Genomic DNA, 23,796 nt, shown 5'->3' on the forward strand with positions numbered 1-23,796 from the left:
GGTAACGCGCTTATCCTTGCGCGCGGCACCATTGCGCCGGATCACTCGGGTGACCCTGCTGACGAATAGCAAAATACAGCGCTGGCGTGTCCTGCCCACCACTGTTGCCGACAGTGGAGATGGACTCACCGGCTTTAACCACATCACCCGCAGACTTGAGCAGCGTCTGGTTGTGACCATAAAGACTCAAAAAACCGTTGCCGTGGTCGAGGATCACCAGCAACCCGGCGCCTCGCAGCCAGTCGGCAAACACTACGCGACCACCATGCACCGCATGCACGGTGCTGCCGGCAGACGCGCCGATCATCACGCCATCCCACTTGGTCCGGGCATCGTCGCCACGGCTTTCACCGTAGCGCGCCAGCAGTCGACCATCGACAGGCCAGGGAAGTTTGCCGCGGGTTGATGCAAACGGGCCGCCAAAGGTCTCGCCGGAACTGGAAACCAGTGCGCCTGGTGTCGATCTGACTGGTTTGCGTGGGGCATCGTCGCTGGCATCTGCCTGCGCCTGGGCCTCACGTAAACGCTTTTTTTCGGCTTCCTGCTGGGCAATCAGCGCTTTTTGCCGCGCTTCTTCTGCCTCGCGAGCCTGGCGGGCAAGAGTTTCTTCAATGGTTTTAAGGACTTTAGACAGGTCTGCCTGATCCTGCTCGCGCGCCGCCAGTTTCTGATCGCGAGCCTTTACGTCGTCATTGAGCTTGGCCAGGACTTGCTGGCGCTCCTGGCGAACTTTCTCGAGTTCGCCACGCTGGGTGTCGAGGCTGCTTTGCTGCACCAGCAATTGCGCCTGCTGCATGGCGATATCTTTCTCGACATTTGACAGTTGGCGCAGGGTTTCGTTGAAGTTTTTCAGTTGCTCCAGGCGAGCCTGGCTCAGGTAGTCGTAATAGGTGAGGGTACGGGCGAATTTTTCCGGGTTTTGCTGGTTGAGCAGCAGCTTGAGGTATTCCTGACGACCGTTCTGGTAGGCCGCCCGGGCCTGCATGGCGATCAGTCGTTGCTGTTCAGTGCGCGCGCTCTGGAGTTTTTTTTTCTCTGCATCGAGGCGCTGTAGCTCGGCTTCGCTTTTCTTCAACTCTTTTTGCAGGGCTTCGACCTGTTTCTCGAGCTTGCCCATCTCGGTTTCGGTGCCCTTGAGCTCTTTCTGCACACCGGACTTCTCTTCCTGCAGCTTGCCCAGCAGTTTCTTCAACTCGGCAATGTCCTGACGCGTGGCGTCCAACTGTTGTTGGGTGTCTGCGCGCTCGTCAGCAAAGGCCGGTTGGAGCAGGCATGTCAGAGTCAGGGCTATCAGGACGCGAAGCATAGGGGCGGGCGGCACCAGGGAAAGGGACGGCCTAGTATGCCCGCCATGGGCGGCAAAAAAAATGCCCATTTCTGACTGTGTGATGACTGGATCGAAGTTGTCCCTGAAAACACCCCAAAACCACTGTGGGAGCAGCCGGTCGACGCTCGATTGCTCGCGATGGCGTCCGATCATTCAACATAGATGTTGGCTGTCAGATTGCTATCGCGAGCAAGCTCGCTCCCACAGGTTTTGTGGCGTTTTGGAGATCCAATCAGACCAGAATCGAAGTCCCGGTCATTTCCGCCGGTTGCTCAAGGCCCAGCAACTTCAGCATGGTCGGCGCCACGTCCGCCAGCACGCCGCCTTCGCGGACCTTCAGGTCGCGCTTGCCGACATAGATGAATGGCACCGGCTCGGTGGTGTGCGCAGTGTGCGCCTGGCCAGTGGTCTCATCGGACATCTGCTCGACGTTACCATGGTCAGCCGTGATCAGCGCTTCGCCACCGACCTTTTCCAGCGCATCGACGATGCGACCCACGCACAGGTCCAGGCATTCAACGGCCTTGACCGCCGCTTCGAACACGCCGCTGTGGCCGACCATGTCGCCGTTGGCGTAGTTGACCACGATCACGTCGTAACGCTGGTTTTCGATGGCGTCGACGATGCGGTCGGTGACTTCCGGTGCGCTCATTTCCGGTTGCAAGTCATAGGTGGCGACTTTCGGCGACGGAATCAGGATGCGCTCTTCGCCCGGGAACGGTTCTTCGCGGCCGCCGGAGAAGAAGAAGGTCACGTGGGCATATTTTTCGGTTTCAGCGATGCGCAGCTGGGTCTTGCCGTTTTTCGCCAGGTAGTCGCCCAGCACGTTTTCCAGGCTGCCGGCAGCGAAAGCCGAAGGCGCAGGGATGCTGGCGGCGTATTGGGTCAGCATGACAAAACCGGCCAGTTTCGGCTGGCGGGCACGCTCGAACTCACTGAAGTTGTCTTCGACGAACACGCGGGTCAGCTCGCGGGCACGGTCGGCGCGGAAGTTCATGAACACCACGGCATCGCCGTCTTCGACTTTTACCGGCTCGCCGATGGAGGTGGCCTTGACGAATTCGTCGCTCTCGCCACGCTCGTATGCCGCTTGCAGGCCTTCCTGGGCGGTGGCGGCGTTGAATTCGCCCTGGCCATCGACAATCAGGTTGTAGGCCTGGGACACACGGTCCCAACGGTTGTCGCGGTCCATGGCGTAGTAGCGGCCGATGATGCTGGCGATCCGGCCTTTGCCCAGGGCCTGGAAGGTCGCGTCGAGCAGCTCGATCGATGACTGCGCGCTTTTTGGCGGAGTATCGCGGCCGTCGAGGAAGGCGTGCAGGTAGATGTTTTGCGCACCGCGCTTGAAGGCCAGTTCGGCCATGGCGACCAGGTGATCATGGTGGCTGTGCACGCCGCCATCGGACAGCAGACCCATGAAATGCACGGCTTTGCCGGCGGCGACGGCTTTGTCCACGGCGGCGCAGATGGTCGGGTTCTCGAAGAACTCGCCGTCGCGGATCGATTTGGTGACGCGCGTGAAGTCCTGATACACCACGCGGCCGGCGCCCAGGTTCATGTGGCCGACTTCGGAGTTGCCCATCTGGCCATCCGGCAGGCCGACGTCCATGCCGCTGCCGGAGATCAGGCCGTTCGGCACGGTGGCCCACAGGCGGTCCAGTACGGGCTTCTTCGCGGCGAAGATGGCGTTGGATTCAGGGCTCTCACTGTGACCGAAGCCGTCGAGAATGATCAGGACCAAAGGTTTAGGCGTGGTAGTCATGGAATCCACTCGTGGCTGAGGTAAAAGGGGTAATGGAAAAGGGAGTGGCAGTTTAAAGCGAAGTTCCGGCCACGTCACCGCCGGACGGGGTTTGGCCCACCATAGTGGCTGTGTATACTGGCCGACATTTTAACGCCCTGGAACCTCCTTCGATGGTTGCTCACCTGATTGAATTCGCCACTAACCATTACATTCTCGTCGGTATCTTCGTCGTACTGCTGGCGTTGCTGATTGCCTATCAAATGCAGGGCGGCGGCCGTAGCCTGAGCACCGGCGAACTGACCGGGCTGGTCAACAAGGACGCAGGCGTGGTGATCGACATTCGTCCGACCAAGGATTTCGCCGCCGGTCACATTGTCGGTGCGGTGAACATTCCTCAGGACAAACTGGCCGCCCGCGTTGGCGAACTGGAAAAGCACAAGGCCAAGACCATCATCCTGGTCGACGCCATGGGCCAGACCGCCGGCACCCACGCCCGCGAGCTGATGAAATCCGGCTTCACTGCCGCCAAGCTGTCCGGTGGTATCTCCAGCTGGAAAGCCGACAATCTGCCGCTGGTGAAGTGATATGAGTAGCGTCGTCGTCTATTCCAGCGATTACTGCCCTTTCTGCTCGCGAGCCAAGTACCTGCTCGAGAACAAAGGCGTGGCCTTCGAAGAGATCAAGGTCGATGGCAAGCCGCAGGTGCGCGCTGCGATGGCCCAGAAGGCCGGGCGTACGTCCGTGCCGCAAATCTGGATCGGCAGCACCCACGTGGGCGGTTGTGATGATTTGTTCGCCCTGGAGCGTGCCGGCAAGCTCGACACGCTGCTCAGGGCCTGACGGTAATACCCCAAACAAGCAAACCTAAAAGAACCCTGGATCAAGAAGGATCTGCGATGACTGACCAACAGAACACTGCTGCGAACGAAGAAGAAACTGCACCGCAATTCTCCTTGCAGCGCATTTATGTGCGTGACCTGTCCTTCGAAGCTCCGAAAAGCCCGGCGATCTTCCGCCAGCAGTGGGAGCCGAGCGTCGGTCTGGATCTGAACACCCGTCAGAAGACGCTGGAAGCCGACTTCCACGAAGTCGTGCTGACCCTGTCGGTTACCGTGAAAAACGGTGACGAAGTGGCGTTCATCGCTGAAGTGCAACAGGCCGGGATCTTCCTGATCAAGAACCTGGATGACGCTTCGATGAGCCACACCCTGGGTGCGTTCTGCCCGAATATCCTGTTCCCGTACGCTCGCGAAACCCTGGACAGCCTGGTGACCCGCGGTTCGTTCCCGGCACTGATGCTGGCTCCGGTGAACTTCGATGCGCTGTACGCGCAAGAGCTGCAACGCATGCAGGCTGCTGGCGAGACTCCGACCGTTCAATAAAAGCGTTTCAATACTGTGGGAGCGAGCTTGCTCGCGATGAGGTCACCAGCTTCAACATCAATGTTGACTGATGCACCGCCATCGCGAGCAAGCTCGCTCCCACATTTTTTATGCGGTGTTATTTGAAGTCGTTCTGACGCCAGGCTTCGTACACGGCCACTGCCACGGTATTGGACAGGTTCAGGCTGCGGCAGCCCTCGCGCATCGGCAGGCGCAGGCGTTGCTCGCCGGGCAGGGCGTCCAGCACCTCTGCGGGCAAGCCCCGGCTTTCCGGGCCGAACAGGAACGCATCGCCCGGGGCGAAGCTGGCATCGTGGAACGGCCGCGAACCCTTGGTGGTGAAGGCGAATACCCGCGGATGGCCGAGGCTTTCCAGGCAACTGGCCAGGTCCGCGTGGCGTTGCAGGGTGGCATACTCGTGGTAATCGAGGCCGGCCCGGCGCAGGCGCTTGTCGTCCATCTCGAAGCCCAGCGGTTCGATCAAATGCAGGTGGCAGCCACTGTTGGCGCACAGCCTGATAACGTTGCCGGTATTCGGCGGAATTTCTGGTTGGAAAAGGATGACGTGAAACATGCACGGCTCCGAAGGTAAAGATGACGCGCATTCTACGCCGCCAGAAGGCGTGCGTTCGAAACTATTCCTGCGGGTAATGGGCTCGCTGGCGATTGTCGGGGTGATGGTCGGGATGATGATCGGTCGCCTGACTACGCCAGACCCCAGCCAGTTGCAGCAGGTTGAGGTGACGAGCGACGGGCTGGTGGTGTGGTTCAACAACGAACCCAAGACCCACGGCGAGATGGTTGATGGCAGTGTCGCGCTGCTGTTTGGCGCCGAGGGCAAGGCGCAGAAAGGCCAGCTCAAGCTCGGCGGCAAGGACGTGAACTGGCGGGTACGTTTGAGCGATGGGGGGTTGTTGCTGACACTGGTGGCGGCCCGGCCCCTGCAGGGCGAGTGGACCGGTAGCGAGGTCGATGACCGCTGGCGGCTGGAGATCCATCTCCGGGAGCAATAAAAGAGGGGAATCCCCGGCCTGCCTGTACCAAGGTCCCCAAAACGGGAGGGTTCGCGCATCGCGTCTGAACCCGGTGTAAAGAGGGAATCCCCGGCCTGCCTGTACCAAGGACCCCAAAACGGCTGGGCTCGTCGCGGATGCGATGTGAGCCCGGTGTAAAGAGGGGAATCCCCGGCCTGCCTGTACCAAGGTCCCCGAAACCGGGTAAGTGATCTGATTCACTTGAAAGGGTTATTGCAGGGGGCGTGCCAATTTTCACAAAGAGAAACAAAAAACCGGTTTGAAACGCTGAAAGCCCCGAGATTCGGGGCTTTCGTGTTTTTTCGAAAGGGATTCGATTGCGAAAGCAGGTGGGGATTCGAAGCTGTTTTCGTGCGCGATTGCGGTTCACGGTGCATTGCGGCGGTGCACTGATAACCCAAAAAGCATCGCGAGCAAGCTCGCTCCCACAGTGGATATTCAGTGTTGTCACGATTGTGTGAACACCAATTAACCCTGTGGGAGCGAGCTTGCTCGCGATTGGATCTAACTAGCCGCGATTAACTACAGACTGTTTAAGCCTCATCCCCCTCATCATCATCCCCACCATCCACCTTCATCCCCAATTCCTTGATCTTGCGGGTCAGGGTGTTGCGCCCCCAGCCCAGCAATACGGCGGCATCGCGGCGGCGGCCGGCGGTGTGTTTGAGGGCGGTCTCGATCATGATCCGCTCGAAGGCCGGCACGGCGCTGTCGAGCAGGCTCGACTGACCGCGGGCCAGCGCCTGGTCGGCCCACTGGCGCAGGGCCTGTTCCCAGTTGGTCACGGGCGCCGAATCCTGTGGCAGGCTCAGCAGCTCCGGCGGCAGGTCGCCGATGTGCACTTCGCGACCCGAAGCCATCACTGTGATCCAGCGGCAGGTGTTCTCCAGCTGCCGCACGTTGCCGGGCCACGGCAAGTTCTTCAGGTATTCCTCGGTTTCGCTTTTCAGCAGCTTCGGCTCGACCGCCAGCTCCTGGGCGGCGCGGCCGAGGAAGTGCTTGGCCAGGGTCGGGATGTCTTCGCGACGGTCCGACAGGCGCGGGATGTGGATGCGGATCACGTTGAGGCGATGGAACAAGTCCTCACGGAACTTTCCGGCATGCACCAGGGTTTCCAGATTCTGGTGAGTCGCGGCGATGATGCGCACATCGACCTTCACCGGCACATGACCGCCGACGCGGTAGAACTCGCCATCAGCCAGTACGCGAAGCAAGCGGGTCTGGGTGTCGGCAGGCATGTCACCGATTTCATCGAGGAACAGCGTGCCGCCGTCAGCCTGTTCGAAGCGCCCGCGCCGCAGGTTGGCCGCGCCGGTGAATGCGCCTTTCTCGTGGCCGAACAGTTCGGATTCCATGAGGTCTTTGGGGATCGCCGCCATGTTCAGCGCGATGAACGGCGACGCTGCCCGCGGACTGTGACGGTGCAGGGCGTGGGCCACCAGCTCTTTACCGGTACCCGATTCGCCGTTGATCAGTACGGTGATGTTGGAGTGGCTCAAGCGCCCGATGGCGCGAAATACTTCCTGCATCGCCGGCGCTTCGCCGATGATTTCCGGGGTGCGGGTCAGGGTCGGGGCGACTTCCAGGCCTTGTTGTTCCTGGGCGTGCTGGTTGGCGCGTTTGACCAGGGAAACCGCTTCGTCGACGTCGAACGGCTTGGGCAGGTACTCGAAAGCGCCGCCCTGATAGGACGCGACAGCGCTGTCCAGATCGGAGTGAGCGGTCATGATGATGACCGGCAGTCGTGGATGCTGCTCGCGAATCCGCGCCAGAAGGTCCAGGCCGCTGGCGCCGGGCATGCGGATGTCGGAAATGATCACGTCCGGCTGCTGGCGCGCCAGGCGGCTCATCACACCATCGGCGCTGTCGAAGCTTTGCGTGGTCATGCCTTCCTGCTGCAGGGCTTTTTCCAGGACCCAACGGATAGAACGGTCGTCATCGACGATCCACACGGTTTCACTACGGCTCATGTCGATGTGGCTCCTTGTTCCAGTGGCAGAAAGATCGAGAAGGTGGTGTGGCCGGGGTGGCTGTCACATTCGATCAGGCCCTGGTGCTGGCTGATGATGTTCTGGGTAATGGCCAGGCCCAGTCCGGTACCGTCCGGACGTCCGCTGACCATGGGGAAGAAAATGGTTTCCTGAAGTTCTGCAGGGATGCCCGGACCGTTGTCGATGATCTCGATCTTGGTCACCAGGCGATGGCGCACGTGGCCGATGGTGAACTGGCGCATGGCGCGGGTGCGCAGACTGATGCGACCCAGGCGCAGCTCGTTCTGGCTGCTGATGGCCTGCATGGCGTTGCGCACGATGTTCAGCACGGCCTGAATCATTTGCTCGCGGTCGATCAGGACGTCGGGGATGCTTGGGTCGTAGTCGCGCACCAAGGTGATGCAGCCCTGGCTTTCGGCTTCTACGAGATGGCAGACGCGCTCCAGCACTTCGTGGACATTGCACATGGCCAGCGACGGCAACTTGTTGGAGCCGAGCATGCGGTCCACCAGATTACGCAGGCGGTCGGCTTCTTCGATGATGACGTTGGTGTAGTCGCGCAGGCTTTCTTCCGGCAGTTCCCGGGCCAGCAATTGTGCCGCGCCGCGAATCCCGCCCAGCGGGTTCTTGATTTCATGGGCCAGGCCGCGCACCAGCATCTTGCTGGTTTCCTGCTTGGAAAGCTGTGCTTCTTCCTTGGTGATCCGCAGCAGGCGGTCACGAGGGTGGACTTCGAGCAGCAGCATTGTGTCGCCGTTGCTCAGGATCGGCGTTACCGCGTAGTCGACGGTCAGGGTCTGGCCGGTGAGGGCGGTGAGCATGGCTTCGCGTTTGGTGAACGGGTGCGCTTGTTCGACGGCCTGGCGCAACGAATTCAGCGCTTCGGTCGATTCGGTAAACAACTCACTGATGAACTGCCCATGGCTGCGCTGACCGCTGATGGCCAGCAGCATCTCCGCCGCCGGGTTCATGTACTCGAGGCGCAGTTCGGCGTCGAGCAGGATGGTGGCAGTGGTGAGGTTGTCGAGTAGCAAGCGGTGGAGTGCGTCGCTTATGGTCATCGGGACCTCTTTTAGGGCAGAGCATGCGCAAGAAAAAAGCGCTGGTACGGGCAAAATGCAAAAACCAAACCAAGGCTCCGAAAAGAAGCGTTCAGCGCCTGAAACAGGCGTTTGACGCTCGTTTGCGTGGCGTTCTGCCAGCTATCGCGGGTAGTTTCGAACCAAAATGGGTTGGAATGTGAGTACGGTGCAAGCAGCTGCACCAATATAGTGCGCAAACCTGAACGAGGTTAGAAAAGTCTCAGAAAAGGATTTTTTTCTTCGGCGGGTTTGTCGCTGAGCGGGCATTCCGGTCGCTGGCCGTAGTCTTCGAGGGTGCAGGGTTTGATCCTGCGCTTCTGGGCGAGAGACGTGCGTTGCATGTGGAAAGGCTGGCTGGCGGTGCGTTCGACGATGCGTCCCTGTTCGTCGAGGATTTCCACGGACAGGGTATGGCTGCCGCGATCGATGTTGCTCAACGGGAACACCGGGCTCAGGCCGGGTTCGGCAGTGGGCTGGCCGTCGAGCAGCAACCGGTAGCGATGACCGGGTTGCAGGCCGGGCTCGTTGGTGGCGCTGACGATGACTTCACCGGCGTTGCTGCGGATGGTGGCGTCGGGTTCCGGGACCAGGATGCGCAACAAGTCATAGTGGAACGGCGCTTGAACTTCAGGACTGCTATCAGCACTCAACGGCGTTGCACCGGTGGGGATGGCCGCTATTCGATTGCTCTTTGTCAGCGGTACGCACCTGGCGTTACCGGGTTTTGGCTGGTCGGTGAAAACCCGATTGCCCTGAGCGTCGACATACATGAAGACCTCTGCCGAGGCGGGCAGGGCGATCAGGCAGGCGATCAGTAGCCAGGCCTTCAAGGCTTGTGCACCCGCTGTATGGCGAATGTCACCGCAGGGCTCTGCTGTACAACGTTTTCGCCATCGATCACTTGTACGGCGAGACGGTGTTCGCCGCGATCGATGTTCACCAGTTGCAGGATCGGCACATTGCCTGGCTGGCCGTAGGGCTGATCGTCCAGCAGTAGCTGCAACAGGTGGGGGGCTTGCAGGCGCGGCTTGATCAGCACCGTTATGGTGAACGTGCCGTTGTTGGCGCGCAGGGCTTCGGTGGTGGGCAGGCCGGTCAGCTCCAGCACTTCATAGGTCTTGTGAGGCTGTTCTTTACGACCGGCCTCGGCAGCAGGTGCGACTTCGCCGGGAGGCTGGCGCTCGACGCTGTTGAGGGGCGGCAAGTCGACCGGATGGGCGCTGACGCCGTCGGGCGGTTGATTGCTGTACGCGGTGGCGCCGTTGGCGTCCGTGTATTTGTAGATCTGCGCCGTGGCGGGCAGAACGATCAGCAGCAGGATGAACAGATAACCGCGACCCATAAAAACAACCGGAAACGAAAACGTAGGGTTGCAGCATAGGTCAGGGTTGGTGGTTGGCCCAAGTCGCTAAACATTTGCGCATGATTCACGGAGATCTGGCGGACGCCTCAATCCCCTGTGGGAGCGAGCTTGCTCGCGATTGCGGTGGTTCAGTCAACATTGTTGTTGAATGTCAGTCCGTCATCGCGAGCAAGCTCGCTCCCACAGGGAAACAGATCAGCCATCGAATCGTGCACATAAAAAAGGCCCCCCGAAGGAGGCCTCTCTTTTGTCACGCCGCTTGCGCGGGCGCTACCGGATCAGCAGCTGTAGTACAGCTCGTATTCCAGTGGGTGTACGAAGGTACGTACCTTGATTTCTTCTTCGCTTTTCAGGGCGATGTAAGCGTCGATGAAGTCGTCGCTGAAAACGCCGCCTTTGGTCAGGAACGCACGACCTTTGTCCAGCTCTTCCAGGGCTTCTTTCAGGCTGCCGCAAACTTGTGGGATCTCTTTGGCCTCTTCAGGCGGCAGGTCGTACAGGTTTTTGTCAGCGGCGTCGCCAGGGTGGATCTTGTTCTGGATGCCGTCCAGGCCAGCCATCAACAGTGCGGCGAAGCACAGGTACGGGTTGGCAGCCGGATCCGGGAAGCGTGCTTCGATACGGCGGGCTTTCGGGCTCGACACGTAAGGAATACGGATCGAAGCGGAACGGTTGCGAGCCGAGTAGGCCAGCATTACCGGAGCTTCGAAGCCTGGAACCAGACGCTTGTAGGAGTTGGTCGCCGGGTTGGTGAAGCCGTTCAGGGCCTTACCGTGCTTGATGATACCGCCGATGAAGTACAGGGCGGTGTCGGACAGGCCGGCATAGCCTTCGCCTGCGAAGGTGTTCTTGCCATCTTTCCAGATGGACATGTGCACGTGCATACCCGAACCGTTGTCGCCGTACAGCGGCTTAGGCATGAAGGTAGCGGTGCGGCCGTAGGCATCGGCAACGTTGTGCACGACGTACTTCAGGGTTTGGGTTTCGTCGGCTTTCTTCACCAGGGTGTTGAACTTGACGCCGATTTCGTTCTGGCCGGCAGTCGCCACTTCGTGGTGGTGAACTTCGACGGTCAGGCCCATTTCTTCCAGTGCGTTGCACATGGAGGTACGGATTTCGTGGTCGTGGTCGAACGGTGGAACCGGGAAGTAGCCGCCTTTGACGCCTGGACGGTGGCCTTTGTTGCCGCCTTCGATGTCCTGGTCGGACATCCACGAACCTTGTTCAGAGTAGATCTTGAACATGGAGCCGGAAATGTCGGACTTGAACTTCACCTGGTCGAAGATGAAGAACTCTGGCTCTGGACCGGCGTACACAGTGTCACCGATAGCGGTGGCTTTCAGGTACTCTTCGGCGCGCTTGGCGATCGCACGTGGGTCGCGATCGTAGCCTTGCATGCTCGAAGGCTCGATGATGTCGCAGACCAGGATCAGGGTCGGTTCTTCGGTGAACGGATCCAGAACAGCGGTGGAGTCGTCCGGCATCAGGATCATGTCGGAGGCTTCGATGCCTTTCCAGCCAGCGATGGAGGAACCGTCGAACATTTTGCCGACTTCGAAGAAGTCGTCATCCAGCGCATCGCGAGCCGGCATGGTCACGTGGTGCTGAGTGCCTTTGGTGTCCGTGAAGCGCAGATCAATCCACTTGACGTCATGATCTTTGATGAGTTGAACCGACTTCGACATAGTGTCCTCCGGGTGGCTTCGGGCTAGTAATGGATGCCCTTAAATGTGGGTGATGCCGGCGCGAATACTCTGCCAAGGCAACCTGCCTCACAAGGGAGCAAATTGCATGCCAGTGCCCCACCATGGGTTTTTTGCCCCAATTTCACGCCTGTCAGGTGGAAAAGCACCTTAAATCGGAAAATCCCGCCCTACAATGTGGCGTTCATTTCAATAAATGACCTGTTTTGGTGCGCGCAAAACCTTCTACACATTAACTGGTTAAACCTTGAGCAATTTCCGCTATAATCCGCGCCCCCCTTTTTCGGCAGACCCTGCGCGCGCTGTTTCCATGAAATTAATCGTAAAAGTCTTCCCCGAGATCACCATCAAGAGTCGACCTGTCCGGACGAAATTTATCCGCCAGTTGGCCAAAAACATCCGCGCCGTGCTCCGCGATCTGGACCCGGCCGTGGTGGTGAACGGCGTGTGGGACAATCTCGAGCTGGAAACCCGCGTCACCGACCCGAAAGCCTTGAAAGAGATGGGTGAGCGCCTGACCTGCATGCCGGGCATCGCGCACTTTCTGCAGATCGACGAGTACCCGCTGGGCGACTTCGACGACATCACCGAAAAGTGCAGGCAGCACTACGGCGATGCGCTGGCCGGGAAGATTTTCTCGGTGCGCTGCAAGCGTGCGGGCAAGCACCCGTTCAGCTCGATGGACGTCGAAAAATACGTCGGCAGCAAGCTGCGTCGTGAATGCGGCGCCGCCGGGATCGACCTGAAAGCGCCGGAAATCGAAGTCCGCATCGAAGTTCGCGACCAACGGTTGTTCGTGATCCACAGCCAGCACAACGGCATCGGCGGATATCCGCTGGGCGCCCTGGAACAGACCCTGGTGCTGATGTCCGGTGGCTTCGACTCCACCGTGGCGGCCTACCAGATCATGCGCCGCGGCCTGATGGCGCATTTCTGCTTCTTCAATCTGGGCGGACGTGCCCACGAACTGGGCGTCATGGAAGTCGCGCATTTCATCTGGAAGAAGTACGGCAGCTCCCAGCGCGTGCTATTTGTCAGTGTGCCGTTCGAGGAAGTGCTGGGCGAAATTCTCGGCAAAGTCGATAACAGTCATATGGGCGTAGTATTGAAGCGTATGATGTTGCGCGCTTCGTCCCGAATTGCCGATCGACTGCACATCGACGCACTGGTCACCGGTGAGGCGATCTCCCAGGTGTCGAGCCAGACGCTGCCGAACCTGAGCGTGATCGACTGTGTGACCGACAAGCTGGTCTTGCGTCCGCTGATCGCCAGTCACAAGCAGGACATCATCGACCTGGCCAACGAAATCGGCACCGCCGATTTCGCCCGGCACATGCCGGAGTACTGCGGTGTCATCTCGGTCAATCCGAAGACCGCGGCCAAGCGCTATCGCGTCGAGCATGAAGAGAAAGAATTCGATATGGCGGTACTCGAGCGTGCGCTCGAAAACGCCAAACTGGTGCCGATCGATCGCGTGATCGACGAATTGGGCCAGGACTTGCAGATTGAAGAAGTCAGCGAAGCGCTGGCCGGTCAGATCGTCATCGACATCCGTCACCCGGATGCCGCTGAGGACGACCCGCTGGAACTCGCTGGCATCGAGGTACAAACGATGCCGTTTTATGCAGTGAACGCTCGTTTCAAGGAACTGGACCCTACTCGCCAGTACCTGCTGTATTGCGACAAAGGCGTGATGAGTCGCCTGCATGCCCACCATTTGCTCAGTGAGGGGCATGCCAATGTGCGCGTTTATCGACCGAGCTAAGTGCCCGGGGCTGTTTGCCTGTGGCCTGCGTCACCGGCCCCCCGACGCCACCGTCAAGCTGTAACGGCTTTCACGGACGCTACTGTTAATCGCTGCCAAGACTTGTCAGCACACCGAATCCTCTGATCGAGATACACAAGTGATCGAAAATCTACGCAACATCGCCATCATTGCCCACGTTGACCATGGTAAGACCACCCTGGTAGACAAACTCCTGCGTCAATCCGGCACCCTGGAGCGCAACGAGCTCAACGACGAGCGCGTGATGGACTCCAACGACCAGGAAAAAGAGCGCGGTATTACCATTCTGGCGAAAAACACCGCCATCAACTGGAACGGCTACCACATCAACATCGTGGACACCCCGGGCCACGCCGACTTCGGCGGCGAAGTTGAACGCGTAATGTCGATGGTCGACTCCGTTCTGCTGCTGGTTGACGCTCAAGACGGCCCTATGCCGCAAACCCGTTTCGTGACCAAGAAGGCTTTCGAAGCCGGCCTGCGTCCGATCGTGTGCATCAACAAGGTTGACCGTCCAGGCGCGCGTCCGGACTGGGTTCTGGACCAGATCTTCGACCTGTTCGACAACCTGGGCGCCACCGAAGAACAGCTGGACTTCAAAGTCGTCTACGCCTCGGCCCTGAACGGTATTGCCGGTCTGGACCACACCGAAATGGCTGAAGACATGACCCCGCTGTACCAGTCGATCGTCGACAACGTACCAGCGCCGAAAGTCGACCGTGACGGTCCGTTCCAGATGCAGATCTCCGCACTGGACTACAACAGCTTCCTGGGTGTTATCGGTGTTGGCCGTATCGCTCGTGGTCGCGTCAAGCCGAACACCCCGGTTGTGGCTATCGGCGCCGACGGCAAGAAGCGTAACGGTCGTATCCTGAAGCTGATGGGTCACCACGGTCTGCACCGTGTAGACGTTGAAGAAGCTGCTGCAGGCGACATCGTGTGCATCAGCGGTATGGACTCGCTGTTCATCTCCGACACCCTGTGCCACCCGGACACCGTTGAACCGATGAAGCCGTTGACCGTCGACGAGCCAACCGTTTCCATGACCTTCCAGGTAAACGACTCGCCTTTCTGCGGTAAAGAAGGCAAGTTCGTGACTTCCCGTAACATCAAGGAACGTCTGGACAAAGAGCTGCTGTACAACGTTGCACTGCGCGTTGAAGAAGGCGACTCGGCTGACAAGTTCAAGGTTTCCGGCCGTGGTGAGCTGCACCTCTCGGTACTGATCGAAACCATGCGTCGCGAAGGCTTCGAAATGGCTGTAGGCCGTCCGGAAGTGATCATCCGTCTGGTTGACGGCGTGAAGCACGAACCATTCGAAAACGTCACCATCGACACCCCTGAAGAATCCCAGGGCAAGGTGATGGAAGAGATGGGCCTGCGTAAGGGCGACCTGACCAACATGGTGCCGGATGGCAAGGGCCGTGTACGTCTGGAATACAACATCCCTGCTCGTGGTCTGATCGGTTTCCGTAACCAGTTCCTGACCCTGACCAACGGTGCTGGCATCCTGACCTCGATCTTCGACCGTTACGACGTGATGAAGTCCGGCGACATGTCCGGCCGTCAGAATGGCGTTCTGGTTTCGGTTGAAACCGGCAAGGCGCTGACCTACTCCCTGGAAACCCTCCAGGCACGTGGCAAGCTGTTCGTAGAACACGGTCAGGAAATCTACAACGGTCAGATCGTTGGTCTGAACAGCCGTGACAACGACCTGGGCGTTAACCCTACCAAGGGCAAGAAGCTCGACAACATGCGTGCTTCGGGTAAAGACGAAACCATCGCCCTGGTTCCACCTGTTCGCTTCACCCTGGAACAGGCTCTGGAATTCATCCAGGATGACGAGCTGTGTGAAGTGACTCCTAAGTCCATCCGTCTTCGCAAGAAGATCCTGGACGAAAGCGAGCGTACCCGCGCTGCCAAGAAAGCCAAGGCATAAGATTTAGCCTTGCTTAACGAAAACGCCCCCGGTCGAAAGGCCGGGGGCGTTTTTGTTTGTCTGGGGTTTGTGCGGTGTTTGTGCGGTGTTTGTGCTGGCCTCATCGCGAGCAAGCTCGCTCCCACAGTGTTCGAGGTGAACCACAAATTGTGTGAACACCACAGAACCCCTGTGGGAGCGAGCTTGCTCGCGATGAGGCCAGTACCAGCGCCGCAAATTCCAGGGGTGTCAGAACCGCTCGATACTCCGCGAACTCCGCTCGCGCTCCACTTCCTTGGGCTTGTACGCACAATACCCCGGCCGCGGGCCGATTTTCGGGTGGTTGCGGCAGGTATCCGGGCGCTTTTCATAAATAGTGCACAGACGGCTCTTACGATCCAGGTACAGGCAATCGTTGTTGCTCATGCGCTGGAGGGTGAAGATTCCTGACTTCTGGTTGAAGCGCTCGACCAAGCCTTCCTTTTGCAGGCGTTTGGCGATGTTCTTCGGCGGATCGCCCAGCTCGAACTCATCGACCACGCCGATGCGGATCAGATCCTTGATCTTGACCTCGACGGGCAGGGTGCAGCAGCTGGACATGCACGAGCCGCACATCGGGGCAGAGTACTTGGCCCAGGTATCGAGGCGGTCGATCTCTGCGGCAGCGATCAGGTTCGGCTTCATCATCGTTTGTTACCAGCGTGTGCATCAGGGCGCGCGATAATACCGGGACTGGTGGATTTTTGAACAACCTTTCGCCAGATTTTTTCACTGCCGGCCAATAAACCGCTAATCCGGCACGCCCCCTGCATTGAATCAGGTACACGACAATGTATTGCCGACCCGATTCGCACTCACAGGAAAAACTGCCGAACCAGAGCCTCTACTGCCTGTCAGACCGTCTAGGCTCAGACAACTTCAAGCTCGCTCGAGGTCCTATCGATGACTCAAGAACCACTTGTTCGCGAAGCAGAGGTGGCCGCATTCCGCGACGCCGTCTTGACCAAACTCACTTATGCAGTGGGTAAAGACCCGGATCACGCCTTCGACCATGACTGGTTCGAAGCCATTGCCCTGGCCGCGCGGGACCACATGGTCGAGCACTGGATGGACCATACGCGGCAGATCTACCGCAAAGGTCAGAAGCGTGTTTATTACCTCTCCCTGGAATTTCTCATCGGTCGGCTGCTGTTCGACAGCCTGAGCAACCTCGGCCTGCTCGACGTGGCCCGCGAAGCCCTGACCGAACTCGGCGTCGACCTTGAGCGCATCCGTCTGCTGGAACCCGATGCGGCCCTGGGCAACGGCGGCCTCGGGCGTCTGGCGGCGTGTTTCCTGGAAAGCATGTCGACCCTCGGCATCGCTGGTCATGGCTACGGCATCCGCTATGAGCACGGGTTGTTCCGCCAGGCGATTGTCGATGGCTGGCAGCAGGAGCAGACCGAACACTGGCTGGATTTCGGTAACCCGTGGGAGTTCGAGCGGCCGGAGGTGGTGTACCCGATCGGCTTTGGCGGCAGCGTCGAAACCGTGGCCGATGAAAACGGCAAGTCCAGGCAAGTCTGGCACCCGGCGGAAACCGTGCGGGCCATTGCCTACGACACGCCGGTGGTCGGCTGGCGTGGGGCGAGCGTCAACACGCTGCGCCTGTGGCGCGCCCGGGCCATGGAAGATCTGCACCTGGAGCGTTTCAACGCCGGTGACCACCTGGGCGCCGTGGCCGAAGTGGCCCGGGCCGAAAGTATCTCCCGCGTGTTGTACCCGGCGGACAGCACCGAGGCCGGCCAGGAACTGCGCCTGCGCCAGGAATACTTCTTCGTCGCGGCGTCCCTGCAGGACTTGCTGCGCCGCCATCGCAACATGCACACCTCGGTGCTTACCCTGGGCGATCACGCTTCGATCCAGCTCAACGACACTCACCCCTCGATTGCCGTAGCTGAACTGATGCGACAACTGGTCGACGTGTATGACGTGGCATGGGATGCGGCGTGGCAGGTCACCGTCGATACGCTCTCCTACACCAATCACACATTGCTGCCCGAAGCGCTGGAAACCTGGCCGGTCGGCCTGATGGAACGCATGTTGCCGCGGCACATGCAGATCATCTACCTGATCAACGCCCAGCACATCGACTCCCTGCGAGCCAAGGGCATCCACGATTTCGATGTGCTGCGTGCGGTGTCGCTGATCGAGGAGGACAACGGTCGTCGGGTGCGCATGGGCAACCTGGCGTTTCTCGGTTCCCACAGCATCAACGGTGTGTCCGGTTTGCACACGCAACTGATGCGACAAACGGTGTTCTCTGAACTGCACAAACTGTACCCGGAGCGAATCAACAACAAGACCAATGGCATTACCTTCCGCCGCTGGTTGTATCAAGCCAACCCCGAGCTGACCTCGATGCTGGTCGATGCCCTCGGGCCTAAAGTGCTGGATAACCCGGAAGAGCGTTTGCTCGCCCTCGAACCGTTCGCCGAGAGAAATGCATTCCGCAAGGCGTTTGCCGAGCAACGCCTGCACAGCAAGAAAGCCCTGGCGTACCTGATTCATGAGCGGCTGGGCGTCGCGGTCAACCCGGCGGCGATGTTCGACGTGCAGGTCAAGCGAATCCACGAATACAAACGCCAGTTGCTCAACCTGATGCACACCGTGGCGTTGTACCAGGCGATCCGCGCGGAACCGGAAATCGACTGGGTACCACGGGTGAAAATCTTCGCCGGCAAGGCCGCCGCGAGTTATCACCAGGCCAAACTGATCATCAAACTGACCAACGATATCGCCCGGGTGGTGAACAACGATCCCACCGTGCGTGGTTTGCTCAAAGTGGTGTTCCTGCCCAACTACAACGTCAGCCTGGCGGAGAGCATCATCCCGGCGGCGGATTTGTCCGAGCAGATCTCCACCGCCGGTTTCGAAGCTTCGGGCACCAGCAACATGAAATTCGGCCTGAACGGCGCGCTGACCATTGGCACCCTGGACGGCGCCAACGTGGAAATGAGCGAACGCATCGGCACCGAGCACATGTTCATCTTTGGTCTCAGCGCACAGCAGGTCGAGGCGCGCAAACAGAACCATGAGTTCAATGCGACGCCGGATATCGCCGCCTCCCATCGTCTCAACGATGTGCTGCAAGCTATTCGCAGCGGCGTGTTCTCGCCGGATGATCCGTCCCGTTACACCAGTCTGATCGACTCGTTGGTGGATTACGACCGCTTCCTGGTCTGCGCCGACTTCGACTCGTACTGGAACGCACAGATGCGCGTCGAAGCCCATTGGCACGATTCGAACCAGTGGTGGCGTTCGGCGGTGTTGAACACGGCGCGGATGGGCTGGTTCTCGTCGGACCGAACCATTCGCGAATACGCCACGGAGATCTGGAAGGCGCTGGAGTAGTTTTCAGCCAGAACTGCGAGCAAGGCCCGGTTGTCGCCGGGCTGGATCGATATACTAGGTGACGGATTACCGGGCGGCAGGGATCAGCCAGATTTGGAACGCGCCACAATCCTTTGTGGGAGCGAGCTTGCTCGCGATAGCGGACTTACATTCAACATCAGTGCTGAATGCTATGGCCTCATCGCGAGCAATCGAGCGTCGACCGGCTGCTCCCCCAGGGTTTGTGGTGTTTTCACACTAGACTGATCAGACGCTGTACCGCTTGGACTTGCCCCACGACGGGGCTGCTTAGGGATATCGACCATGCAATGGATGTTCATGCTGATCGGACTGGTGCTCGGCTGGATACTCGACGAGTCATTCAGTGATGCACTGCTGGGCGGATTACTCGGATTGGGTATCGGCCAGGCCGTTCGCATGGCTCGCTTGGACCTTCGGGCAGTCGAGCAGCAGCGACTGCTGGAACAGGCGCAAGTAGCGCTGCAAGCGGTCGAGCAACGGCTGGCACTGCTTGAAGCATCGGGCGTCAAGGCGCCGCAAACCCGTGAACCGCTTGTCTCACCTGAAACCCGCCTTGATGAAGTACCCGCTAACGCCCCGGAGTTGATCTGGGAACTGCCGCCCGAACTCGAGCCAATCCCCGCAGCGGCCAGCGAAATCGCCGATGCCTGGAAACCCGGGCCGACTGCTCGCGAAGCACAACCACCGGTCTCCCCGCGTGGCCCGAATCTCATCGTCCGCGCCATCAGTCGCGCCCGCGCCTGGTTGTTCGGCGGCAATACCGTATTGCGGGTCGGCGTGGTGCTGCTGTTCCTCGGCTTGGCCTTTCTGCTGCGCTATGCCACCGAAGGCGTGGTGGTGCCGCTTGAGTTGCGCTACGCAGGCGTTGCGGCGGCAGCCTTGGGGTTGCTTGGATTGGGTTGGTGGTTGAGAGCCCGCAACAGCAGTTACGCGTTGATCTTGCAGGGCACCGGGATCGCCGTGTTGTACCTGACAGTATTTGCCGCGATGCGCCTGCATCCGTTGCTCGATCCCTCGGCGGCGTTTGGCCTGCTGGTGGCGGTGACGATCTGTTCGGCGATTCTCGCCATTACCCAGGACTCCCTGGGGCTGGCTGCCGCTGCCGCACTGGGTGGCTTCGCCGCGCCCATCCTGGCCTCCACCGGCGCCGGCAGCCACGTCGCGCTGTTCAGTTACTTTTCCCTGCTCAACGCCGGCATCCTCGCCATCGCCTGGTTCAAGGCCTGGCGGCTGTTGAATGTCATCGGATTCACCGGCACCTTCGGCATCGGTTTCGCCTGGGGCCTGCGCTCCTACTCTCCGGAGTTGCTGTGGAGCACCGAGCCGTTCCTGATTGTGTTTTTCCTGATGTACCTGGCCATCGGTCTGTTGTACGCCCGGCGCAAGCTGATGCAGATGAGCGATGCACCGGCAGAGGGCAATCGCGAAGCGCTGCTGCAGTGGTCGGCGCGCAAGGGTGACTATGTCGACGGCACGCTGCTGTTCGGCCCGCCGCTGGTGGGTTTCGGCTTGCAGTTCGCACTGGTGCAGCATCTTGAATTCGCGGCGGCGTTCAGTGCGTTGATGCTGGGCATGATTTACATGGGGCTCGCCCGTTGGCTGATGGCCGGGCGCCCGCTGTTGCTGGGGGAAACCTGCCTGGCCCTGGGCGTGATCTTCGCCAGCCTGGCGATTCCGCTGGGGCTCGATGCGCGCTGGACGACGGCGGCGTGGGCGGTGGAAGGCGCAGGGATCTTCTGGCTCGGTTTGCGTCAGCAAAGGCCCGTGGCCCGGGCCTTTGCCTTGCTCCTGCAACTGGGGGCGGCGCTGGTGTTTCTCAGCGAGTTGCACAGCAGCGAGAGCAGCCTGCTCGGCGGTGTACCGCTAGGCGCGCTGTTACTGGGCGTCGCATTGCTGTTCAGCTTCTACCAGTTACGCAAAGCCTTGCCGGAACAGATCAGGCCTTGGGAGCTGATAGGCCTGCCAGTCCTGGCGTGCCTCGGCCTGGCGTTTCTCTATTTGCTGGCACCGCTGTTTTTCTTCAGCCACGGCACGGTGATCGGTTGGGCCTTGGCCGGGGTGCTGACATTGTCGGTTGGCTTGCGCCTGCCATCGCGCACGTTCGTGTTCACCGCGCTTGCTGTGCAACTGTTGGGTGGCGCGCTGTTCCTGGTGACAGGACCGCTGTTCAGTGACGGTCTGCGACCCCTGGCCCATGGCGGGTTCTGGGCACCGCTGGTGCTGGGGCTGGCCGCGTTGGTCGGGGCCTGGCGTTTGCAAAAGGGTCATGTGCGTGGAGCGTTGAAAGGGTTGAGTTTGTTGCGGTTGTCCCAGGCGTTGCTGGTGTGGGGCGCAGGCTGGTGGGCGCTGGCCTGGGTCATCGAGGTGCTGCATTTCGCGTCGCTGCCGATGCAGGCGTCTTTATTGTTGAGCATCGCTGCCGTGAGTGTCGCGCTGTGGGCAGCGTTGGCGCTGCGCCTGAGTTGGCCGTCACTGGGCGTGCTCTGCACGGTGTTGGTACCTGCTGCAGCGCTGGTGCTGCTAGCGGCCTGGCACTCGCGTTATCACCCGGCGGCCAACTTCGGCTGGCTGGCATGGGCTGCCGTGTTCGTCGTGCATTTCATGTCCCTGCGACGCCTGGCACCCATGCTGCCGGCGCGCGTGCTGAGTGTCGCCCATGTGCTCGGCTGTTGGCTGTTGATGGGGGTGCTGGCTTTGCAACTGCGTTACGGCTTGCTGGTGTTGTCCGAGCAATACAACGCCTGGCGCTGGTTGGGTTGGGCGATTCTGCCAAGTCTGTATCTGGTGTCGATGGCGGCACCTCGTGCGTGGCCTTGGCCGGTGTCGGCGTATTCGAGGGAATACCGTGTATACGCCGCCGCGCCGCTGGCGTTGCTGATGCTCGGCTGGTTCTGGCTGGCGAATGTCGCCAGTGACGGCAACGCTGAGCCACTGCCCTACGTGCCATTGATCAACCCGCTGGAGCTGGGCCTGTTGTTTGCGTTGTTCGGCGTCTATGTCTGGTCCCGCAGCGCCATGACACAACTGGCGGTCCGCAAGGATTACGCCGCGAACGCCACGCAAGGGGTCGCCGGCGCCTCGCTGTTCGTGTTCTTTACTGCATTGGTGATGCGCACCGCGCACCATTGGAGCGGGGTACCGTTCGAGCTGGATCTGTTGCTGGCGTCGATGCGGGTGCAAGCCGGCCTGTCCATCGTCTGGACCCTGATGGCCCTGAGCCTGATGATCGGCGGCCATTTGCGTCGCCGCCGCGAAATCTGGCTGATTGGCGCCGCCTTGATCGGGGTGGTCGTGGCCAAGCTGTTTTTTGTCGAATTGAGCAATCGCGGCGGGCTGGCGCGGATCGTGTCGTTTATCGGTGTCGGCGTGTTGCTGCTGGTGGTGGGCTATTTCGCCCCGTTGCCGCCCAAGCGCGCCGACGCTGTGTCGGATACCGGGAAACCGCTCGCGGAATCCGAAGGAGTGTCATCTTGAGTCAGAAGCTGAACCTGGGTTGGCTGGGCGCTGTTGCCATGGGCGTGGTGTTGTCGGCGGTTGCCCTGGAAAAACCGGCGGACTTCACCACCCAAGTACCCCTGTCGGTGACGGGCGAAGGCCCTTGGTACCGCCTTGAACTGCCCCTGAACGTACAACTGAATGCACGCCAGGCCGACCTGAGGGATCTGCGGGTGTTCAACGCTGTCGGTGATGTTCAGGCTTATGCCCTGGCCCGGCAGTCGGCGCAGAGCAGTGAAGCGCGCACCTTGAGCGAGGTGAAATGGTTTCCGTTGTACAGCTCGGTGGACACCACTGAAGCCGCGCCGGGCGTGCGGGTGCAATCGAGCGCCAACGGCACCTTGGTCGAGGTGCAGCCCTCCAGTCAGCTGGAGGCGGGTGAGGAGGAGTTGCGCGGCTGGTTGCTCGACGCTTCCGCGATCAAGGCGCCGTTGCAGCAGTTGATTCTCGACTGGACCAGCGAGCGCGACGGCTTCCAGCGTTTCACCGTCGAAGCCAGTGACGATTTACAGCATTGGCAGTTCTGGGGCGAAGGGCAGGTGGCGCGCCTGACCTTTTCCGACGAGCGGGTCGAGCAGCATGAAATCGGCCTGCCGGGCCAGTCGGCGCGCTACTTGCGGTTGCTGTGGATCACTCCGCATTCGGCACCGACCCTGACTTCGGCGCAACTGCAAAGCGCCAGTACCCGCAGCCTGCCGCTGCCGTTGGTCTGGTCCCAGGCGTTGACCGGCAGCAGCACGAAGGCGGGTGAATACACCTGGCAGTTGCCGATGGGGCTGAATGTCGAGCGAGTGCAGGTCGAGCTGAGCCAGCCCAACAGTCTGGCGCCGGTGAGCCTGGCCGGTCGGCGCGACAGCAGCCTGCCATGGCAGCCGTTGAGCAGCGGTTTGCTCTATCGTTTGACCCAGAACGGTGAGGACGTGGTGCAAAACGAATTGCAGCTGTCAGGGCAAATCGTCCAGCAATTGAAACTGACCGTGGACGAGCGCGGCGGCGGCCTGGGTGATCAGGCACCGACGCTGAAGTTTGCCGTGCGCGCCACGCAACTGGTGTTCCTGGCGCGCGGGCCTGGGCCTTACACGCTGGTCGTGGGGAATGCGACGGCGAAGGCGGCGAACTTGCCGCTGTCGACGCTGATTCCGGATTACAGCCCGGCGAAGCTCGCGACCCTGGGCCGGGCCATGGTGGATGTCGGGGCGGTGGTCTCGAATGCATCGACAGAGAAAACGCTGGCGACGACGGACACCCAGTGGAAGAAGTTCGGCTTGTGGGCGGTGTTGTTGCTCAGTGTCTTGTTCCTGGCGGCGATGGCGTTCAGTTTGCTGCGTAAGCCATCGGCAAGACCCTAGGCTGGCGCTTCGCGCCAGATCGCGGGCAAGTCGGAACTGACACCAAAAATATCGAATTCGCCCCCCATTCACGGCTCACATCCAGCCCTTTTCCAACTACGCTCATCCCCGCGCATGAACTCTCTTCGGCCGATCACGTCTGATAGGAGGAAATGCGCCCCGACTCGCGCTAAACTGCGCGGGTTTTTAGCCCCCCCATTCCTCCGGA

At 60.3% G+C, this 23,796-nt stretch carries 19 protein-coding genes; 10 read left to right on the forward strand and 9 right to left on the reverse strand.

Annotated features, from left to right (window positions below):
• Nucleotides 1-10 precede the first annotated feature (10 nt).
• On the reverse strand, nucleotides 11-1,306 hold the full coding sequence (locus AC1DU9_RS00785; protein ID WP_223457847.1) for a murein hydrolase activator EnvC family protein: 1,296 nt from the start codon (nucleotides 1,304-1,306) through the stop codon (nucleotides 11-13).
• 253 nt (nucleotides 1,307-1,559) lie between these two features.
• Nucleotides 1,560-3,089: a 2,3-bisphosphoglycerate-independent phosphoglycerate mutase gene (gene gpmI / locus AC1DU9_RS00790; RefSeq protein WP_223457846.1), complete on the reverse strand. Its 1,530-nt coding sequence runs from the start codon at nucleotides 3,087-3,089 to the stop codon at nucleotides 1,560-1,562.
• Between the two features lie 152 nt (nucleotides 3,090-3,241).
• Between gpmI and AC1DU9_RS00795 the strand changes: the two genes are divergently transcribed.
• The 3 genes from AC1DU9_RS00795 to secB are packed head-to-tail and all read left to right on the forward strand — an operon-like array spanning nucleotide 3,242 to nucleotide 4,453.
• Nucleotides 3,242-3,655 (forward strand): rhodanese-like domain-containing protein, encoded by a 414-nt coding sequence (locus AC1DU9_RS00795; protein ID WP_110659530.1) that lies wholly within the window; start codon nucleotides 3,242-3,244, stop codon nucleotides 3,653-3,655.
• A 1-nt stretch (nucleotide 3,656) separates the two neighbouring features.
• Nucleotides 3,657-3,911 (forward strand): glutaredoxin 3, encoded by a 255-nt coding sequence (grxC, locus tag AC1DU9_RS00800; RefSeq protein ID WP_477809642.1) that lies wholly within the window; start codon nucleotides 3,657-3,659, stop codon nucleotides 3,909-3,911.
• A 56-nt stretch (nucleotides 3,912-3,967) separates the two neighbouring features.
• Nucleotides 3,968-4,453, forward strand: a complete 486-nt coding sequence (gene secB, locus AC1DU9_RS00805; protein WP_008047739.1) for a protein-export chaperone SecB — start codon at nucleotides 3,968-3,970, stop codon at nucleotides 4,451-4,453.
• A 118-nt stretch (nucleotides 4,454-4,571) separates the two neighbouring features.
• Here secB and AC1DU9_RS00810 read toward each other — a convergent pair whose 3' ends face one another.
• Nucleotides 4,572-5,027 (reverse strand): tRNA (cytidine(34)-2'-O)-methyltransferase, encoded by a 456-nt coding sequence (locus tag AC1DU9_RS00810; RefSeq protein WP_223457845.1) that lies wholly within the window; start codon nucleotides 5,025-5,027, stop codon nucleotides 4,572-4,574.
• On the opposite strand from AC1DU9_RS00810, the gene AC1DU9_RS00815 reads away from it, so the two are divergent.
• Nucleotides 5,026-5,466 carry a hypothetical protein gene (locus tag AC1DU9_RS00815; protein WP_223457844.1) on the forward strand — a complete coding sequence of 147 codons (441 nt, stop codon included), beginning with the start codon at nucleotides 5,026-5,028 and terminating at the stop codon, nucleotides 5,464-5,466. The genes AC1DU9_RS00810 and AC1DU9_RS00815 overlap by 2 nt on opposite strands.
• Before the next feature lie 554 nt (nucleotides 5,467-6,020).
• Here AC1DU9_RS00815 and ntrC read toward each other — a convergent pair.
• Together ntrC and glnL are read right to left on the reverse strand one after the other, a co-directional pair.
• Nucleotides 6,021-7,457, reverse strand: coding sequence for a nitrogen regulation protein NR(I) (ntrC, locus tag AC1DU9_RS00820; RefSeq protein ID WP_223457843.1), 1,437 nt, complete (start codon nucleotides 7,455-7,457; stop codon nucleotides 6,021-6,023).
• The gene (gene glnL, locus AC1DU9_RS00825; RefSeq protein WP_057712404.1) at nucleotides 7,454-8,539 is read right to left on the reverse strand and encodes a nitrogen regulation protein NR(II); all 1,086 of its coding nucleotides are present in this window, start codon (nucleotides 8,537-8,539) and stop codon (nucleotides 7,454-7,456) included. Before glnL ends, ntrC begins: the two co-directional genes overlap by 4 nt.
• Nucleotides 8,540-8,562: 23 nt before the next feature.
• Here glnL and AC1DU9_RS00830 point away from each other — a divergent pair, with 23 nt between their 5' ends.
• Entirely contained in the window at nucleotides 8,563-8,721 is a 159-nt protein-coding gene (locus AC1DU9_RS00830) for a hypothetical protein (protein ID WP_223457842.1), read from the forward strand.
• Between the two features lie 48 nt (nucleotides 8,722-8,769).
• Here AC1DU9_RS00830 and AC1DU9_RS00835 read toward each other — a convergent pair whose 3' ends face one another.
• The 3 genes from AC1DU9_RS00835 to glnA all read right to left on the reverse strand — a co-directional run bounded on the left by AC1DU9_RS00835 (nucleotide 8,770) and on the right by glnA (nucleotide 11,608).
• Nucleotides 8,770-9,390 carry a DUF4124 domain-containing protein gene (locus AC1DU9_RS00835; RefSeq protein WP_223457841.1) on the reverse strand — a complete coding sequence of 207 codons (621 nt, stop codon included), beginning with the start codon at nucleotides 9,388-9,390 and terminating at the stop codon, nucleotides 8,770-8,772.
• Complete coding sequence (locus AC1DU9_RS00840; protein ID WP_223457839.1) at nucleotides 9,387-9,902, reverse strand: DUF4124 domain-containing protein; 516 nt, start codon at nucleotides 9,900-9,902, stop codon at nucleotides 9,387-9,389. Before AC1DU9_RS00840 ends, AC1DU9_RS00835 begins: the two co-directional genes overlap by 4 nt.
• Before the next feature lie 299 nt (nucleotides 9,903-10,201).
• Nucleotides 10,202-11,608: a glutamate--ammonia ligase gene (gene glnA / locus AC1DU9_RS00845; RefSeq protein WP_110660758.1), complete on the reverse strand. Its 1,407-nt coding sequence runs from the start codon at nucleotides 11,606-11,608 to the stop codon at nucleotides 10,202-10,204.
• A gap of 328 nt (nucleotides 11,609-11,936) precedes the next feature.
• On the opposite strand from glnA, the gene thiI reads away from it, so the two are divergent.
• Nucleotides 11,937-13,391: a tRNA uracil 4-sulfurtransferase ThiI gene (gene thiI, locus AC1DU9_RS00850; RefSeq protein WP_223457836.1), complete on the forward strand. Its 1,455-nt coding sequence runs from the start codon at nucleotides 11,937-11,939 to the stop codon at nucleotides 13,389-13,391.
• Between the two features lie 139 nt (nucleotides 13,392-13,530).
• Entirely contained in the window at nucleotides 13,531-15,351 is a 1,821-nt protein-coding gene (typA, locus tag AC1DU9_RS00855) for a translational GTPase TypA (RefSeq protein ID WP_116264161.1), read from the forward strand.
• 228 nt (nucleotides 15,352-15,579) lie between these two features.
• Here typA and AC1DU9_RS00860 read toward each other — a convergent pair whose 3' ends face one another.
• The gene (locus AC1DU9_RS00860) at nucleotides 15,580-16,017 is read right to left on the reverse strand and encodes a YkgJ family cysteine cluster protein (protein ID WP_108216195.1); all 438 of its coding nucleotides are present in this window, start codon (nucleotides 16,015-16,017) and stop codon (nucleotides 15,580-15,582) included.
• Between the two features lie 255 nt (nucleotides 16,018-16,272).
• Here AC1DU9_RS00860 and AC1DU9_RS00865 point away from each other — a divergent pair, with 255 nt between their 5' ends.
• The 3 genes from AC1DU9_RS00865 to AC1DU9_RS00875 all read left to right on the forward strand — a co-directional run bounded on the left by AC1DU9_RS00865 (nucleotide 16,273) and on the right by AC1DU9_RS00875 (nucleotide 23,588).
• The gene (locus AC1DU9_RS00865; RefSeq protein ID WP_223457834.1) at nucleotides 16,273-18,723 is read left to right on the forward strand and encodes a glycogen/starch/alpha-glucan phosphorylase; all 2,451 of its coding nucleotides are present in this window, start codon (nucleotides 16,273-16,275) and stop codon (nucleotides 18,721-18,723) included.
• A 303-nt stretch (nucleotides 18,724-19,026) separates the two neighbouring features.
• A complete protein-coding gene (locus AC1DU9_RS00870; protein WP_223457832.1) occupies nucleotides 19,027-22,218 on the forward strand; it encodes a DUF2339 domain-containing protein in 3,192 nt (1,063 codons plus the stop codon).
• A complete protein-coding gene (locus AC1DU9_RS00875; RefSeq protein ID WP_223457829.1) occupies nucleotides 22,215-23,588 on the forward strand; it encodes a DUF3999 domain-containing protein in 1,374 nt (457 codons plus the stop codon). The genes AC1DU9_RS00870 and AC1DU9_RS00875 overlap by 4 nt, the downstream gene beginning before the upstream one ends.
• Nucleotides 23,589-23,796 lie beyond the last annotated feature (208 nt).

It is taken from the genome of Pseudomonas sp. P4_C1 (assembly GCF_056402155.1).

What these genes read in the sequence shown, in the direction of transcription:
- AC1DU9_RS00785 (WP_223457847.1), bottom strand. Translation starts at nt 1,306, where the DNA reads ATGCTTCGCGTCCTGATAGCCCTGACTCTGACATGCCTGCTCCAACCG.
- gpmI (WP_223457846.1), bottom strand. Translation starts at nt 3,089, where the DNA reads ATGACTACCACGCCTAAACCTTTGGTCCTGATCATTCTCGACGGCTTC.
- AC1DU9_RS00795 (WP_110659530.1), top strand. Translation starts at nt 3,242, where the DNA reads ATGGTTGCTCACCTGATTGAATTCGCCACTAACCATTACATTCTCGTC.
- grxC (WP_477809642.1), top strand. Translation starts at nt 3,657, where the DNA reads ATGAGTAGCGTCGTCGTCTATTCCAGCGATTACTGCCCTTTCTGCTCG.
- secB (WP_008047739.1), top strand. Translation starts at nt 3,968, where the DNA reads ATGACTGACCAACAGAACACTGCTGCGAACGAAGAAGAAACTGCACCG.
- AC1DU9_RS00815 (WP_223457844.1), top strand. Translation starts at nt 5,026, where the DNA reads ATGCACGGCTCCGAAGGTAAAGATGACGCGCATTCTACGCCGCCAGAA.
- AC1DU9_RS00810 (WP_223457845.1), bottom strand. Translation starts at nt 5,027, where the DNA reads ATGTTTCACGTCATCCTTTTCCAACCAGAAATTCCGCCGAATACCGGC.
- ntrC (WP_223457843.1), bottom strand. Translation starts at nt 7,457, where the DNA reads ATGAGCCGTAGTGAAACCGTGTGGATCGTCGATGACGACCGTTCTATC.
- glnL (WP_057712404.1), bottom strand. Translation starts at nt 8,539, where the DNA reads ATGACCATAAGCGACGCACTCCACCGCTTGCTACTCGACAACCTCACC.
- AC1DU9_RS00830 (WP_223457842.1), top strand. Translation starts at nt 8,563, where the DNA reads ATGCGCAAGAAAAAAGCGCTGGTACGGGCAAAATGCAAAAACCAAACC.
- AC1DU9_RS00840 (WP_223457839.1), bottom strand. Translation starts at nt 9,902, where the DNA reads ATGGGTCGCGGTTATCTGTTCATCCTGCTGCTGATCGTTCTGCCCGCC.
- glnA (WP_110660758.1), bottom strand. Translation starts at nt 11,608, where the DNA reads ATGTCGAAGTCGGTTCAACTCATCAAAGATCATGACGTCAAGTGGATT.
- thiI (WP_223457836.1), top strand. Translation starts at nt 11,937, where the DNA reads ATGAAATTAATCGTAAAAGTCTTCCCCGAGATCACCATCAAGAGTCGA.
- AC1DU9_RS00860 (WP_108216195.1), bottom strand. Translation starts at nt 16,017, where the DNA reads ATGATGAAGCCGAACCTGATCGCTGCCGCAGAGATCGACCGCCTCGAT.
- AC1DU9_RS00865 (WP_223457834.1), top strand. Translation starts at nt 16,273, where the DNA reads ATGACTCAAGAACCACTTGTTCGCGAAGCAGAGGTGGCCGCATTCCGC.
- AC1DU9_RS00870 (WP_223457832.1), top strand. Translation starts at nt 19,027, where the DNA reads ATGCAATGGATGTTCATGCTGATCGGACTGGTGCTCGGCTGGATACTC.